Here is a 12134-nt window from a genome sequence, read left to right on the forward strand (position 1 = left end):
TGACCGACCCTTTGGCTTTCACCTTGGGGCGGTCGCCTGTGTGCTCTTTCAAGGCGAGAAATGTTTCCAGCAATTCTTTGGAAAGGCGGGGAACAACCTCGCCATTTTCCAGAATGCCAATGATGGTATTGGAGTCACGGATGCGTTGCATGGCTTCCTCTGCTGCGGTTTAAAAATCGGGGGAAATTATCCGCGCCATTCCGGCGCAAAAGGGATTTCGTCATCGAGATCACGCGCGAAGCCCCCGCCGCTCTGGCTGGCGTAGCTTTCCGCCGATTGTGAATTGCTCTGATGATCGCGCGTGCGCGTTTCGCCATAGTCATCCGGGCTTGGTGTGCCGCGCCCGCTGCCATTGCCTTGCGGCAACAACTCAAGGTCGCCACCATAGGATTCCAGCACGGTTTCAGTCGAATAGCGGGTGTTACCGCTCTGATCTTCCCATTTGCGGGTTCGAACCTTGCCGGAAATGAAGACGATGTTACCCTTTTTCAGGTATTGTTCGGCTGTCTTGGCGATATTCTGATTGAAGATCACCACCGTATGCCATTCCGACTTTTCTTTCTTCTCGCCGGTATTTCTGTCGCGCCAAACATCGGACGTAACAATGCGCATGCTGACAATCATGTCGCCGCTGTTGGTTCTGCGCACTTCAGGATCAGCACCAAGACGGCCAATCATCTCATGACGATTGAGGCTCATGCCGCCCTCCAATCGATACCAAGGTAACGGTTGAGGCGATCAAGCCATTGTTCTTCGGCCTTCATGGCACCCCATGGTTTGATGGCGCCGGTAAGCTTCGGCGAAGGCAGAATGCGGCCTGACAAATTGCGATAACCAGACTTGCCAAAAAGCGCGAGCGCCTCGGCCTGCAGCATGCGATCATCCATTTCGCAAACAATCTGCGGCAAGACAGGCGACAAGCCAGCCTTATGAAAGATAGGCCTATCCAGATCGGCCTTCATCCCGCTGACGGCATTGCGCACCCAATGATGCGGAATGTCATGCATGCGGTAAAGCGCATCTGCCAGAAGCTCGGTCGCAGGCCGTGACTGATCACCAATCCAGGCTTCGTGCGCATCGTGCAACAGGAAGTAACCCGCAAGCACCGCATCACCTGTTTCATTGATCAAGGCATCGGCACCCATCACACTGTGCTGCGCAACAGAATAGGCAAGACCACTATAAATCCCGTTGAAACGGGCAATCTTTGAAAGAGCATTCCCCAGCACCTGCCAATCGACATCGGCTTCGATCGGCTCCGCCAGATTCATGAGACTGCCGTCAGGACGAAATGACAGAATAGAACGGCGACGTTGCACGGGCGCGGTGGCGTCATAAGGCGCCTGCTCCTGATCCTTTAAAGACTTGGCATTCATGCTGCTGCCCTCGCATGAGCAACGGCAATCTTTGGCAGCGACTTTTCTGCAGCCTGCGTCAGCCGCGCACGTTCAACCGGCAAAAGCGGCAACAGATTGAGGAATTGCGCCAGATGCACAATGCAGCGCTCACGCTGCGCAGCCCATGGATCAAGCATCAGCGCGGCACGGCCTGCACAATACCGTCCCCATGCTTCAAAAAATGCCGGTGACGTCAGATAGTTCTCGGTCATGGGTGGGCGGCTGGGAACTGGCTCGCGCACTTTCATCGCCATGTCTTCGATGTTGTCATAAGCCTTTTTGCGGCTTTCAGCCTTCCACTGTGCTGCGAGGTTCTGCGCCTGAATGCCAAATTCCAGAATTTCGGCAGACGTAAAACCGGCGCGGGTGAGATCAAGAAATGTCGCAGCACCATGCGAGGCTGCCATTTCCTGCATGGTCCGCGCCATTTCGATGGCGCGAAGATGTGGCGTATCCTCAAGAGCACGTGGATCATCATTGCGCACCGGAAATGCAGGGCGCTTGAAATGCGTTTTGATTGATTGCGGGAGATGCATCGTAGCCTCCATTTGATTTAATGGAGACATTAGTTGCCAAATAGGCAAATATTAGTCAAGCAATTTTTGACTTATAGGCAAATTATGTTTTTACTGGGTACACCACGCTTGACGATACGGCAAAGAAAAAGCCCGGGCACAAGTCCCGGGCTTCCTATTTGGCCATCTTTCCAATTTCCATTAGTCCGATTTGGTGCGTTCAAGTAAAAAAGGTATGTCTCCCCCCCCTCCAAGAAAACACGGATCAAGGTATTACCTGTATTAAAGTGAACGATGTAGTTCCGACCTGACGAGGATGAAATCTTTATAAGGTTGGCTGGCATTCCAATAAGTTTGAAGTCAGAATCGTAGCGTTTTGCACCAACGAACTGCAGCCATTTACCATCTACACTATTAAAGACCCACGTTTCGCCTGTTACCAATGATTGCCAAGAGCCATCAAGTAATTCATGCCCTTTTTTTTCGTCATATGAAATTGCTGGAGATGGTTGCATTAATGATGCTAGGATTGCCACCCCAAATACACGTTTCGTTATACGCAACGCCTGCCCCTATTTACTCTGTGCGGTCATCTTGCGCATCATGTTAACACGCTCTGATGACGGCAATTTTTTCCATTGACCCATTCGTATTACTGACTGGATTGACCCCGCCCATGAGATTTCAACCCCTCGAATAGGTGGTGCGTTATGACTTTCCAAGTCAAACGTTCCAGGCAGCGATCCGCGTAATATTCTCTTCAGGTAACGACGCCCATCTGATGTTTTCACTGCAGCTTCTGATCCAATAAGGTGGTCTGGAGCACTGCTATGACGCCAGCATATTATGATATCGCCGGGATCATAACGAGGATACTGAGAATCACCTTCAATCTCGAAAGCAATGGCATCATCTGGAAGCGGAAAAAACGTTTCAATCTCGTACAGCCCTTCTGGAGGTATCTGCTCTTCGTCTGGTCGAATTTCCGCACCAGCTCCAATGCGCCCCATCACAGCAATCGCCATCTTCGGCTTTTCCTTGGGTGCGACCAGTAAATCTCTTGGCTCAACAGCCAATGCATGAGCGAACAAATTCATATTGCGGACTGAAAGATTCCGCTCACCGCTCTCCAGTCGCGATACATAGGATACGGAAAGACCCGTAGCCTCCGCCATTTGCTCAATCGTCATTTCGCGCTCGAGGCGCAATTCGCGGATACGATTCTCAACTTTTTTGTCCATGCGGCAAATATCCGTCAGAGAATCCACCTGAACCATAGCCAAATAGGCAAAATCACTATTGACTTTATTTTGCCTATTTGGCAATTTCCGCCACATGAACACGCTCCAAAGCTATCTTAACGAAACAGGTGAACGGATTTCTGCTTTTGCAGAACGCATAGGCAGATCCCCTAGTACACTGACGCGCGCATTGTCCGGGGCCAGAAACCCAAGTGTGGATCTCGCTCTTGATGTGGAGCGCGGGACGAACGGCCGTGTCACAGCCAGTGAATTCATCTCTATTTGTATGCGCAGCAAGAAGGGTATGGCCGCATGATCTCCCTAGCTCGCCGTCTGGATAATGCATGTTGCGCCTTTCTGCACGGGCACTCACGCCGCGACCTGAATAGGGTGCGGCTGCGCCGTATTGCGTTGTTACTTTGCCGTGCGATCGCTCAAGAGCAGCGATTGCTTGACTGTGAGGGGAATGAACTGGCCCGCGACATCTTACAGCCTTCGGTGGACGCGCTTCGCCGCGACCTGGAATGCTTCGTTGAGAGCAAAGGCCGCGTCCCGAATAGCGCCTTTGCGCAATTCCTCCACATCCGTCGCGCCAGCCTGCAGAGCCGCCGTCTCCACGAGCTTACGCGCCGGTATGCGGTCGGCGAGATCACGCAGCTGCCTGCGCAAGATATCGAACGCCTTCGTGTCTCGACGCCCGAAGGATACGGACGCCTCTATGAAGGCCTCTTTGAAGATCGCAGCAAGGATGGTTTCCTTGGCAAGCTGTGTTTCAGCAGATGTGATCGGCATGGTTTTGCCCCCTTATTCAGACGGTTCACCCGTTGCTTCCGGACCGGAAGAAACTGCGCGCCGCCTTGATGATCTGACCCGGCCAAACTGACACGAAAAATCCATTCCCTTAACGGGAAAAAACAGCGGCTTTTCCCGCCACGGGAAAACTTTGCCTTTTGAGGACTGAAGGATGACGATTGCAAACGAGGCATGGTTTTTGCGGATCAAATCCGCGCAGCGCGACCTGATAAAATATTGCGGCGGGATTGAGCGCGTTTCCGAAATCACCAGTATTTCTAAGAGTCATGTCGGCAGATGGAACAACACCACCGATACAGATCTTATGCCGCTCAATGCCGTTTACATGCTTGAGCGTGAATGTGGTGTGCCGGTGGTAACCACCGCCATGGCCGCGCTGAACGGGCGGCGGCTCGCTGATTCCGATGACGATACGCGAGCAACCGGCAACCTTCTCGCGGCGCATTCCAGCGTCATGCGCAACGCCAGTGAATTGATGAGCGTGAGCGCACAAGCTTTTGCGGATGGGAAAGTCACCCATGCAGAAGCCACTCAAATGGACAGGGTCAGTTCAAGTCTTGAACGTTCAGTCACGGATTTGCGGACCAGTATTTCGCATCAAATGGCGAACGCCCGACGCGGCGATCCGAGCCTCCGCATTGTGGGGGAAGAATAATGGCGGTTCGTTTCTCCAGCCGATCAGTCGAGTTTACAAGGCTGCTGCTCCTGCTTTCTGCCGTCAGCGCTGGCAGCACTATCGGTGGCATGTATGCATTTTTGCTCTGGTGGGCGGTGTCGCGATGACAGTTTCAGCAAGCGGCTTGTTTCGCGCTATGGGTAAAAAAGCAAAAACTGCGCCCGTTCTACTTGATGGACAGATTGTAAAATCTGACAAGCGAGAACGTGAAAAAAACGAATTTTACCCCACGCCGCCAGAACCGACACGCGCAATAATCCATGCGGAACTGACCCGGCTGCGCGACTTTGACCGTATTTGGGAGCCAGCAGCGGGCAACGGCGCAATGGTGCGGGAACTCCAGACTGTCGGCCTCAATGTCTACGCTTCCGATTTAATCGACAGGGGATGCGGTGCGGAAATCCAGAGCTTTTATGACTACGGATCTGCTCCGGCCAAAGCGATTTTTACCAATCCACCCTTTATAGATTGCGGCTGGGGCACGCCTGCAATTCATGCCCTGGGGAAAGGCAAAGCGCGCTGGCTTTATCACGCCCTGGATCGACTGAATGTCGATTACATGGCCCTTTTGCTGAACTGGTCATGGCCAGGTGCTGGCGGTTTGGCTGCATTTTGGTCTGATTTTCCGCCTGCGCGCGTCTATCTCATGCGCTGGAAAATTGACTTTACCGGTCAGGGTGCCCCGCCAATGCTGAATGGCTGGTTCATATGGGACCGCCAGCATGTGGGCGAAACAGTTCTTCGCATGCTCGACCGTAAAGACGCACTCCAAGGCGAGCTTTTCATCGATGAGGCAGCAGAATGAGTGCTGTTGCAAAAACCGATTTCACCATTCTCGGCATGTATGTGGACCGCAAGCGCATTTGCTGCCGCATGAGGGAGGGCGAAGTTGCCCGCCGCTGCGCCATTCCGCTTGATGATGTCCGCCGCATAATCAGTGGGCGGCGCATCGGGCCTGAATCCACTCAAGCGCTCTGCAACTGGCTTGAACGCCCCATCAGCTTTTTTGACCGCAAAGAACTCGCCACCCGACGAGAGGTTTATCCATGAAAACGTTCGGCCAGCCCGGCAGCATCACGCCTGCAAGTTTCAGACCTGATCTGCATCCTGCAACCATCCTTGAAGGCCTCTCGCTGTTGCGCGAAATGGGGCTTTCGCGAAAGCACATACGCGAAGCTTCAGGTCTGAGTGACAAAGCTGTGCGCAGATACTTTTTAGCACCATTGGATCAAATCCAGCTCCCTGACGAGTGGGCGGATCGCATGGCAGACAACCAATGATACATTATGGCTCACTCTGTTCAGGTATTGAAGCGGCAACACAGGCCTGGCATCCGCTCGGCTGGTCGCCAGCATTCTTCTCAGAAATTGAACGCTTCCCTTCTCGGGTTCTCGCTCATCACTACAGCGCAAACATGCCGGGAGATGAACTGTCTGTAAACGGTGTCCCTAACCTTGGTGACATGACCAAATTCAAGGAATGGCCAGATTATGCAATTGACCTTCTTGTCGGCGGAACGCCCTGCCAGTCCTTTTCAGTCGCGGGACTTCGTCACGGACTTGCTGACCCACGCGGCAACCTCATGCTCACCTATCTTGCCATCGCTCGACGCTATCAGCCCCGCTGGCTGGTTTGGGAGAACGTCCCCGGCATCCTGTCTTCCAACGGAGGAAGGGACTTTGGAACCTTTATCCGAGGGCTGGAAGAATGCGGGTATCATGCGGCCTGGCGAGTGCTTGACGCTCAGTATGTCCGAGTGGACGGGTTTGGACGGGCTGTCCCTCAAAGACGAAGGCGTGTGTTCGTTGTCGGATATCTTGGAGACTGGAGACGTGCCGCAGCGGTATTATTTGAGCGTGAAGGCATGTCAGGGAATTCTGCGCCGAGCAGAGAGCCGGGGGAAAAAGTTGCCCCAACAATTAGCGCACGCCCTACAGGCGGTGGCGGACTTGGAACCGACTTCGATCTTGACGGCGGGATAATCTCAATGGCCACTGGCCAGAGTGGCGCAGAGATAGGTTTCAATTGTGGGCCGACGCTCAATTGCAATCATGAAGCGCCTATCGTTGCAGGTGCTATCTGTAAAGACAGCTTTATTGGCGGAGCAGGCGGTCGCCCTGAAGGTGCCGCAGCAGGTCACTTCATTCCGATAGCCTTCAACAGCCGCGAAGACCCCGAAGTAACCTTCGATCGGTCAGGCCCGCTTGGTGCATCTTCACCACAGGCACAGGCTGTCGCTTACGATCTGCGTAACGGGGCAGAAGCAGAAGTTGCGCAATCATTGCAGGCTGGCGGGATGGGTGAAGATCGGGGGCTGTGTCCGAATGCCATCCCGCATACGGTGACTAATTGGGCCGTTCGTCGCCTCACACCAACCGAATGTGAGCGCCTGCAAGGTTTCCCAGACGGATACACGAATATCCCTGTAGGCAAGAAAATGGCCGCCGACGGCCCGCGCTACAAAGCCCTCGGCAATTCCATGGCGATTAACTGTATGCGCTGGATAGGCCAGCGGATTGAAACGATGGAAGGCACGCAGATGGAGGCTGCAGAATGAAATCTGTCCTGAAGCTTTTTGTCGAAGATGCGCGCGCCGTCACAATCGCAGATGCTGCACAGCGCCTCGGACTGAAATGCAACCCGCGCGGAAATGAGCACCCGCAACCCTGCCCCGCCTGCGGCGGTCGCGACACATTTGCCTTCAACACCCAGAAGAACAAATGGAACTGCCGCCAAGGTGGAATAGGCGGCAATGACGCCATCGGCATGGCTGCGCATGTGCGTGGATTGAACCCTAAAACCCGTGAGGGTTTTTATGAAGCGTGCTCTATCCTGTTGGGCTTGCCTGTGCCGGATGGTGGCAAGCGGGAAACCGATGACGACAAAACTGCACGCCTGAAGCGGCTGGAAGAACAGCGCCAGCGCAATGCCGCGCTGCAGGCCGAACAGGCGGAAAAACACGCCGACTATCGCGAAATCGAGCGGAACAAGGCGCGCGCCATTTATGGCCGTGCCTCCAGTCTGCGCAGTTCTTCTATGCCTGAAGGCCGGTTTTATCTTTCTGTCCGTGGGGCCTGCGTACCCGGTGGTGATTGGCTTCGCATCAGCGCGGATGCGGCTTACTGGCATGCCGGGAACATGATCCATGAAGGCCCGGCCATGATAGCCCCGATCATTGGCGCCGACTTTGGTGTCATCGGCTGTCACATCACCTGGATTGACCTCAACAACCGCCCAAAATGCAGGCCATCAATCATCGCCCCCGCGACAGGCGAAATATTGCCAACCAAGAAAATGCGCGGCTCCAAGAAAGGCGGATTGATACCGCTTGCAGGAAAGCCAGATCTGGCGCGCTGGGTTGGCGGTGAAGGCATCGAAAACACGCTGGCGGTTGCACGTGCAGAAAACCTGCGGCCTGACACCTTCTATTTTGCTGCTGGCGACCTTGGCAACCTCTCCGGCCCCGCCGATCCTGCTTCAAAGTTTGCGCATCCCACACTCAAAAAAGAAGATGCCAAGGGACGCCCGCGCCCTGTCATGGTGCAGGGCGCAATCCCCCGCCCCGATCAAACCCCGCAGGATGGATTTTGGATCGGTGAGCATGTGCGTGATGTGGTTCTTCTTGGTGACGGGGATTCTGAGCGCATCATGACCGCCGCCGCCATGGCCAGAGCCAAGGCGCGCATAATCAAGCCAGACAGGCGGGTGGCAATTGCGTGGCCACCAGCAGGCATAGATTTTTCTGAAATGATGGCAGGTGCCGCGTGAATAAGCCAATCAAAGACATTCCAGCGGCTGTTCGCGCCATAATGGATGAAGCATCGCGGCAGGCGGAAGCCGCCGATATTGAGCCCCGCAACCCCGATACCTATGGTGTGCCTGATGCACACTCCCCGGACGATGGTGAGCCAGCGGCCACCGCGCGCGGGGACAGGATAGTGGACCGCGAGGTAGTGCGCGCATGCTCTGTGCTTGATCATTCTGACACAGACAATGCAGAACGCCTGAAACGCCACTTTGGTGAGGATATGCTCGTGCTCGCCCAGAGCAAAGCCCGTAAGGCAACTTATGCGATTTGGGATGGTACCCATTGGGATATCGACACCGGCGATCCGCGTTCCCTTGCTATTGCACAGCAGCTTGGTGGCCGCATCTCCATGGAAACCGAATTCCTGCAATATACCCCTGCCGAGGAAGAAGCCGTCAAAGCGGGAAAGGAATCCCTCAAAAAGGGGGAAGATGAGCGATCAAAGCCGGAAAAAAGGCTGGCTGACGCGGCGTTGAATGCAAAGGAGAACCTTGCCAAGCGCAAGAAACGGCGCATGGACCATGCGGTCACGTCGAAAAACCGGGCGCGACTGGAAGCGATGCTGACCTGTCTCGCGCCGCATGTGATGCGCTCGCCGGATGATTTCAACGCTGACCCGCTCAAGGTCGCTTTACTTGATCATACGCTTGTTTTTTCGCGCAAAGTCGAAGAAGTGCGCAACCCGGCTTTTGACGATCCCGACGATAATCGCGAGGACATCCCGGAAACCATTGAGCGCAAAACCGCAAACGTCAAAGTTTTAAAAGGGCACCGCCGCGCCGACCTGATGACGCAGATTGTGCCTGTCGCTTACAACAATAATGCCAAATGCCCGAAATGGGATGCCTTCCTTAAACGGATGCTGCCAAGCGATGATGTGCGTCGCATGGTTCAGGTCGCATCTGGATTGGGTCTGGTTGGGATCACTGTACAGAAATTGTTCTTTCATTACGGTTTCGGTGCGAACGGCAAATCGGTCTATATGGAAACCCTCTGCCGCTTGCTTGGTGACGTTTCGGTCACCCTTCCATCCGAGTCCTTTATCGGTGAAGGCAATTCAGGCGGTGCGGCCTCGCCTGATATGGCGCGTCTCTATGGCCGGCGCTTCCTGCGTGTCAAAGAACTGCCCGAAGGCGAGGATTTGCGCGAAAATCTGGTCAAGGATTTGACCGGCGGCGAGGACTTTACCGTCCGTGACCTGTTTCAGGGGTATTTTGATTTCAAACCCATATTCACCGGGCACATGTCCGGCAACGGCTATCCACGCATCACCGGCACGGACAATGGCATTTGGCGGCGCATGGTCGTGGTGCATTGGCCTGTGACGCTCAAAAAAGAGGAACAGCGCGAATTTGAAGAAGTCATTTCGGAATTCCAACCGGAATATCCCGGAATATTAAACTGGTTGATTGAGGGCGTGCTGATCTTCCTGCGTGAAGGGTTGGTTATTCCGGCTTCGGTCGAAGCAAAAACTCAAGAATACCGCGACGAGATGGACCCCACGTCCGCCTTCTGTGCCCGATGTATCGAAGCTGACGAACACGGTGAGGTGACCGCCAAGGACTTTTATCAGGCATATGTTGACTTCACGGTCGATCAGGGTGGCAAGCCCATTTCGTTGACCAGATTCGGATTGATCATGAAAAAGAAGTACCGACGCGAGGACGGGCGGGCGGTCAAATACCATGGCTTGCGCCTCATTGAAGTGCCGAAACCCGCGCATACGTCCGGCTCTGATGACTATGAGGCGCATTTGCGATGAAGCTCGCCAATCCTCCCCGCAACCCCGCTTTTGGCTCGGCTTTCACCCCTGAAAACCGGCAAGCCCTTGATATAATTGAATTTATGCTGTGCAGTAGTTTGCACCAGTTTGCACCACTCTGCACCAGTTTAAACAACGGGAATAATATAATGATTACAATAGCTTGCACCAGTTTGCACCAGTTTTTCTCACGTATATATAAGGGAAAAAGGGGGATAGGGGAAAAAGCTTATTATATACACAAGCCAAAACTGGTGCAAACTGGTGCAAATATCTGATTTTAATATATTATTTCCAGTTTTCCAAGTGGTGCAAACTGGTGCAAACTATCGCAAGTGGTGCAGAATATGAAAACCGTAACAATTGAAGAACTTCTTGTCTGGGCTTTCGTCCACGAACTACCAAAAGGCGGTGGCACCGATGGACTGGATAACATTCATTCCGCCTGGCGGCAAATGGAAGCTTCGTCTTGGGGTAAAGTTCTGGGGTTTGCGGAACTCATGACACTGGTCGACCGTGATCGCCCTGAGCCGGGCATGTGGATCGAACAGGGCGCGCCACATGAGGATGCGCTTGAGATTGGGCGCGCTGTTGCTGACCTTGCCGGATTTGACGTTTCTTTCCCGGAAGGCTGGAACCCGGTAGCCGACTGGCACGAACAAGGCGATCTGACGCGGGATGCTGTTGCACGTGCTGTCGAGCGGTTTAGCCTTCGCACTGCAGATAAACGAGGCGCAAGTATCGTTGCGCTCGTAATCTCATCGGCAATTCTTGGACGAACCCCCGATTTTGGTGCCTTGGAACCTGATCAGGCCCTAATCGAGCGCAATGGCAAACCGGCATGGTTTATGCTCCGTTTCGCCAAGGATGCATTCGGAAGGGAATATTCGCTTGAAGTTGATGGTTACAACCATCGCACCAAACGCCCACAGCATGGTGCTTATTTAAAATACGAATTCCTGCCCGACCCACTCTCCGACATTCTTGGTCGCATCGATTACCAGATTTGGGTTGCAGCACTTTTGCAGCTGGAATCAGCCCTCGCAAACAAGCTGACAAGCCATCGCCTGACATATTCAACATTTTCAGCAACACCATGGCTTGAAGAAAAAGACATGCTGGGCGTCCAGCTTTTCCGGGCTTTTGAAGGCATAAGCGCTCACCATCTTGAAAAATCTTATTGACGTGCGGCAGTAAGTTGACTTACACCTTGGATGCTAAAAAAGATTAGACGAAACCCCGGCGCACTCGCGACCGGGGTTTTTGTTTGGGGAGTTCATTCTTATGTTGAACGCCCGATGGGTGAACCTGGAAGGCCTGCGCAAATACGCTGATGGCATAGAGCGGCTGAATGCCGAATTCCCGAAAGTCTTGCCGCGCATAGTCAACCAGATAGGTCGAAGGGCGCGCACCCGTGTTGTCCGCAACCTGACGAAACAAACTGGGTTGCAGCGGCGGGTTATCGTCCGCGCCGTCAAAAACGTGGATACGGCAAAACCGGGAAAGTTGTTGTATTCACTCAAATCCCGTGGTGGATTTGTCAGATTGAAATACTTCAATGCTCGTGAGACACGAAAGGGCGTTGCGGCCAAGCCGTTTGGCCAGCGTCAAATATTCGGCGGTACGTTTATCATGGGTGGTCTGTTCCCATACCGCCATGTAAAACAATGGAATTTGGACGGCCATGTTTATCGGCGGCTCGGCTATGGCGTTCGAAAGAACGGCTCAAAGGGAGAAAAGCTGACACAAGTGCGTTCTGAGGTCCGCATCCCTGATGAGATGATACGGGGCGAGACACGGGATGCATTCGAACGTGAGGCTGCGGTGACGATGCCGCCAAGGGTCGAGGCGGCCATTCGGAAGCTTTTGGCCTGACCCCTCCCCCTTTTAGGGACCGTATGCCCCAAAAACCCACCCCACGG

At 53.9% G+C, this 12134-nt stretch carries 16 protein-coding genes; 10 read left to right on the forward strand and 6 right to left on the reverse strand.

What is annotated here, in order from left to right:
* Positions 1 to 186: 186 nt before the first annotated feature.
* The 6 genes from ssb to ABE530_RS17795 form a co-directional block, all read right to left on the reverse strand.
* Positions 187 to 699 carry a single-stranded DNA-binding protein gene (gene ssb / locus ABE530_RS17770; RefSeq protein WP_499695430.1) on the reverse strand — a complete coding sequence of 171 codons (513 nt, stop codon included), beginning with the start codon at positions 697 to 699 and terminating at the stop codon, positions 187 to 189.
* Positions 696 to 1376, reverse strand: a complete 681-nt coding sequence (locus ABE530_RS17775) for a hypothetical protein (RefSeq protein ID WP_499695431.1) — start codon at positions 1374 to 1376, stop codon at positions 696 to 698. Before ABE530_RS17775 ends, ssb begins: the two co-directional genes overlap by 4 nt.
* Positions 1373 to 1933, reverse strand: a complete 561-nt coding sequence (locus tag ABE530_RS17780) for a hypothetical protein (RefSeq protein ID WP_499695461.1) — start codon at positions 1931 to 1933, stop codon at positions 1373 to 1375. The genes ABE530_RS17775 and ABE530_RS17780 overlap by 4 nt, the downstream gene beginning before the upstream one ends.
* 71 nt (positions 1934 to 2004) lie before the next feature.
* Positions 2005 to 2475: a hypothetical protein gene (locus ABE530_RS17785; protein ID WP_499695432.1), complete on the reverse strand. Its 471-nt coding sequence runs from the start codon at positions 2473 to 2475 to the stop codon at positions 2005 to 2007.
* Positions 2476 to 2484: 9 nt separating this feature from the next.
* Positions 2485 to 3249, reverse strand: a complete 765-nt coding sequence (locus tag ABE530_RS17790) for an XRE family transcriptional regulator (RefSeq protein ID WP_499695433.1) — start codon at positions 3247 to 3249, stop codon at positions 2485 to 2487.
* 390 nt (positions 3250 to 3639) lie between these two features.
* The gene (locus tag ABE530_RS17795) at positions 3640 to 3945 is read right to left on the reverse strand and encodes a hypothetical protein (protein WP_499695434.1); all 306 of its coding nucleotides are present in this window, start codon (positions 3943 to 3945) and stop codon (positions 3640 to 3642) included.
* A gap of 172 nt (positions 3946 to 4117) precedes the next feature.
* Here ABE530_RS17795 and ABE530_RS17800 point away from each other — a divergent pair, with 172 nt between their 5' ends.
* From ABE530_RS17800 to ABE530_RS17845, 10 genes are all read left to right on the forward strand, one after another.
* A complete protein-coding gene (locus ABE530_RS17800; RefSeq protein WP_499695435.1) occupies positions 4118 to 4621 on the forward strand; it encodes a hypothetical protein in 504 nt (167 codons plus the stop codon).
* 124 nt (positions 4622 to 4745) lie between these two features.
* Positions 4746 to 5447 carry a hypothetical protein gene (locus ABE530_RS17805; RefSeq protein ID WP_499695436.1) on the forward strand — a complete coding sequence of 234 codons (702 nt, stop codon included), beginning with the start codon at positions 4746 to 4748 and terminating at the stop codon, positions 5445 to 5447.
* Entirely contained in the window at positions 5444 to 5692 is a 249-nt protein-coding gene (locus tag ABE530_RS17810; protein WP_396997241.1) for a hypothetical protein, read from the forward strand. Before ABE530_RS17805 ends, ABE530_RS17810 begins: the two co-directional genes overlap by 4 nt.
* Positions 5689 to 5922, forward strand: coding sequence for a hypothetical protein (locus ABE530_RS17815; RefSeq protein WP_499695437.1), 234 nt, complete (start codon positions 5689 to 5691; stop codon positions 5920 to 5922). The genes ABE530_RS17810 and ABE530_RS17815 overlap by 4 nt, the downstream gene beginning before the upstream one ends.
* Positions 5919 to 7199, forward strand: a complete 1281-nt coding sequence (locus ABE530_RS17820; RefSeq protein WP_499695438.1) for a DNA cytosine methyltransferase — start codon at positions 5919 to 5921, stop codon at positions 7197 to 7199. The genes ABE530_RS17815 and ABE530_RS17820 overlap by 4 nt, the downstream gene beginning before the upstream one ends.
* Positions 7196 to 8410 (forward strand): DUF7146 domain-containing protein, encoded by a 1215-nt coding sequence (locus tag ABE530_RS17825; protein ID WP_499695439.1) that lies wholly within the window; start codon positions 7196 to 7198, stop codon positions 8408 to 8410. Before ABE530_RS17820 ends, ABE530_RS17825 begins: the two co-directional genes overlap by 4 nt.
* Positions 8407 to 10212 (forward strand): DNA primase family protein, encoded by a 1806-nt coding sequence (locus ABE530_RS17830; RefSeq protein WP_499695440.1) that lies wholly within the window; start codon positions 8407 to 8409, stop codon positions 10210 to 10212. The genes ABE530_RS17825 and ABE530_RS17830 overlap by 4 nt, the downstream gene beginning before the upstream one ends.
* Positions 10209 to 10490 (forward strand): hypothetical protein, encoded by a 282-nt coding sequence (locus tag ABE530_RS17835; RefSeq protein WP_499695441.1) that lies wholly within the window; start codon positions 10209 to 10211, stop codon positions 10488 to 10490. The genes ABE530_RS17830 and ABE530_RS17835 overlap by 4 nt, the downstream gene beginning before the upstream one ends.
* Before the next feature lie 69 nt (positions 10491 to 10559).
* Positions 10560 to 11396, forward strand: a complete 837-nt coding sequence (locus ABE530_RS17840; protein ID WP_499695442.1) for a hypothetical protein — start codon at positions 10560 to 10562, stop codon at positions 11394 to 11396.
* 100 nt (positions 11397 to 11496) lie between these two features.
* Complete coding sequence (locus ABE530_RS17845) at positions 11497 to 12087, forward strand: hypothetical protein (RefSeq protein ID WP_499695443.1); 591 nt, start codon at positions 11497 to 11499, stop codon at positions 12085 to 12087.
* The last annotated feature ends 47 nt before the right edge of the window (positions 12088 to 12134 follow it).

This window comes from Brucella sp. TWI559, from assembly GCF_039674265.1.
GTDB lineage: Bacteria > Pseudomonadota > Alphaproteobacteria > Rhizobiales > Rhizobiaceae > Brucella > Brucella chromiisoli.

What these genes read in the sequence shown, in the direction of transcription:
- ssb (WP_499695430.1), bottom strand. Translation starts at nt 699, where the DNA reads ATGAGCCTCAATCGTCATGAGATGATTGGCCGTCTTGGTGCTGATCCT.
- ABE530_RS17775 (WP_499695431.1), bottom strand. Translation starts at nt 1,376, where the DNA reads ATGAATGCCAAGTCTTTAAAGGATCAGGAGCAGGCGCCTTATGACGCC.
- ABE530_RS17780 (WP_499695461.1), bottom strand. Translation starts at nt 1,933, where the DNA reads ATGCATCTCCCGCAATCAATCAAAACGCATTTCAAGCGCCCTGCATTT.
- ABE530_RS17790 (WP_499695433.1), bottom strand. Translation starts at nt 3,249, where the DNA reads ATGTGGCGGAAATTGCCAAATAGGCAAAATAAAGTCAATAGTGATTTT.
- ABE530_RS17795 (WP_499695434.1), bottom strand. Translation starts at nt 3,945, where the DNA reads ATGCCGATCACATCTGCTGAAACACAGCTTGCCAAGGAAACCATCCTT.
- ABE530_RS17800 (WP_499695435.1), top strand. Translation starts at nt 4,118, where the DNA reads ATGACGATTGCAAACGAGGCATGGTTTTTGCGGATCAAATCCGCGCAG.
- ABE530_RS17805 (WP_499695436.1), top strand. Translation starts at nt 4,746, where the DNA reads ATGACAGTTTCAGCAAGCGGCTTGTTTCGCGCTATGGGTAAAAAAGCA.
- ABE530_RS17810 (WP_396997241.1), top strand. Translation starts at nt 5,444, where the DNA reads ATGAGTGCTGTTGCAAAAACCGATTTCACCATTCTCGGCATGTATGTG.
- ABE530_RS17815 (WP_499695437.1), top strand. Translation starts at nt 5,689, where the DNA reads ATGAAAACGTTCGGCCAGCCCGGCAGCATCACGCCTGCAAGTTTCAGA.
- ABE530_RS17820 (WP_499695438.1), top strand. Translation starts at nt 5,919, where the DNA reads ATGATACATTATGGCTCACTCTGTTCAGGTATTGAAGCGGCAACACAG.
- ABE530_RS17825 (WP_499695439.1), top strand. Translation starts at nt 7,196, where the DNA reads ATGAAATCTGTCCTGAAGCTTTTTGTCGAAGATGCGCGCGCCGTCACA.
- ABE530_RS17835 (WP_499695441.1), top strand. Translation starts at nt 10,209, where the DNA reads ATGAAGCTCGCCAATCCTCCCCGCAACCCCGCTTTTGGCTCGGCTTTC.
- ABE530_RS17840 (WP_499695442.1), top strand. Translation starts at nt 10,560, where the DNA reads ATGAAAACCGTAACAATTGAAGAACTTCTTGTCTGGGCTTTCGTCCAC.
- ABE530_RS17845 (WP_499695443.1), top strand. Translation starts at nt 11,497, where the DNA reads ATGTTGAACGCCCGATGGGTGAACCTGGAAGGCCTGCGCAAATACGCT.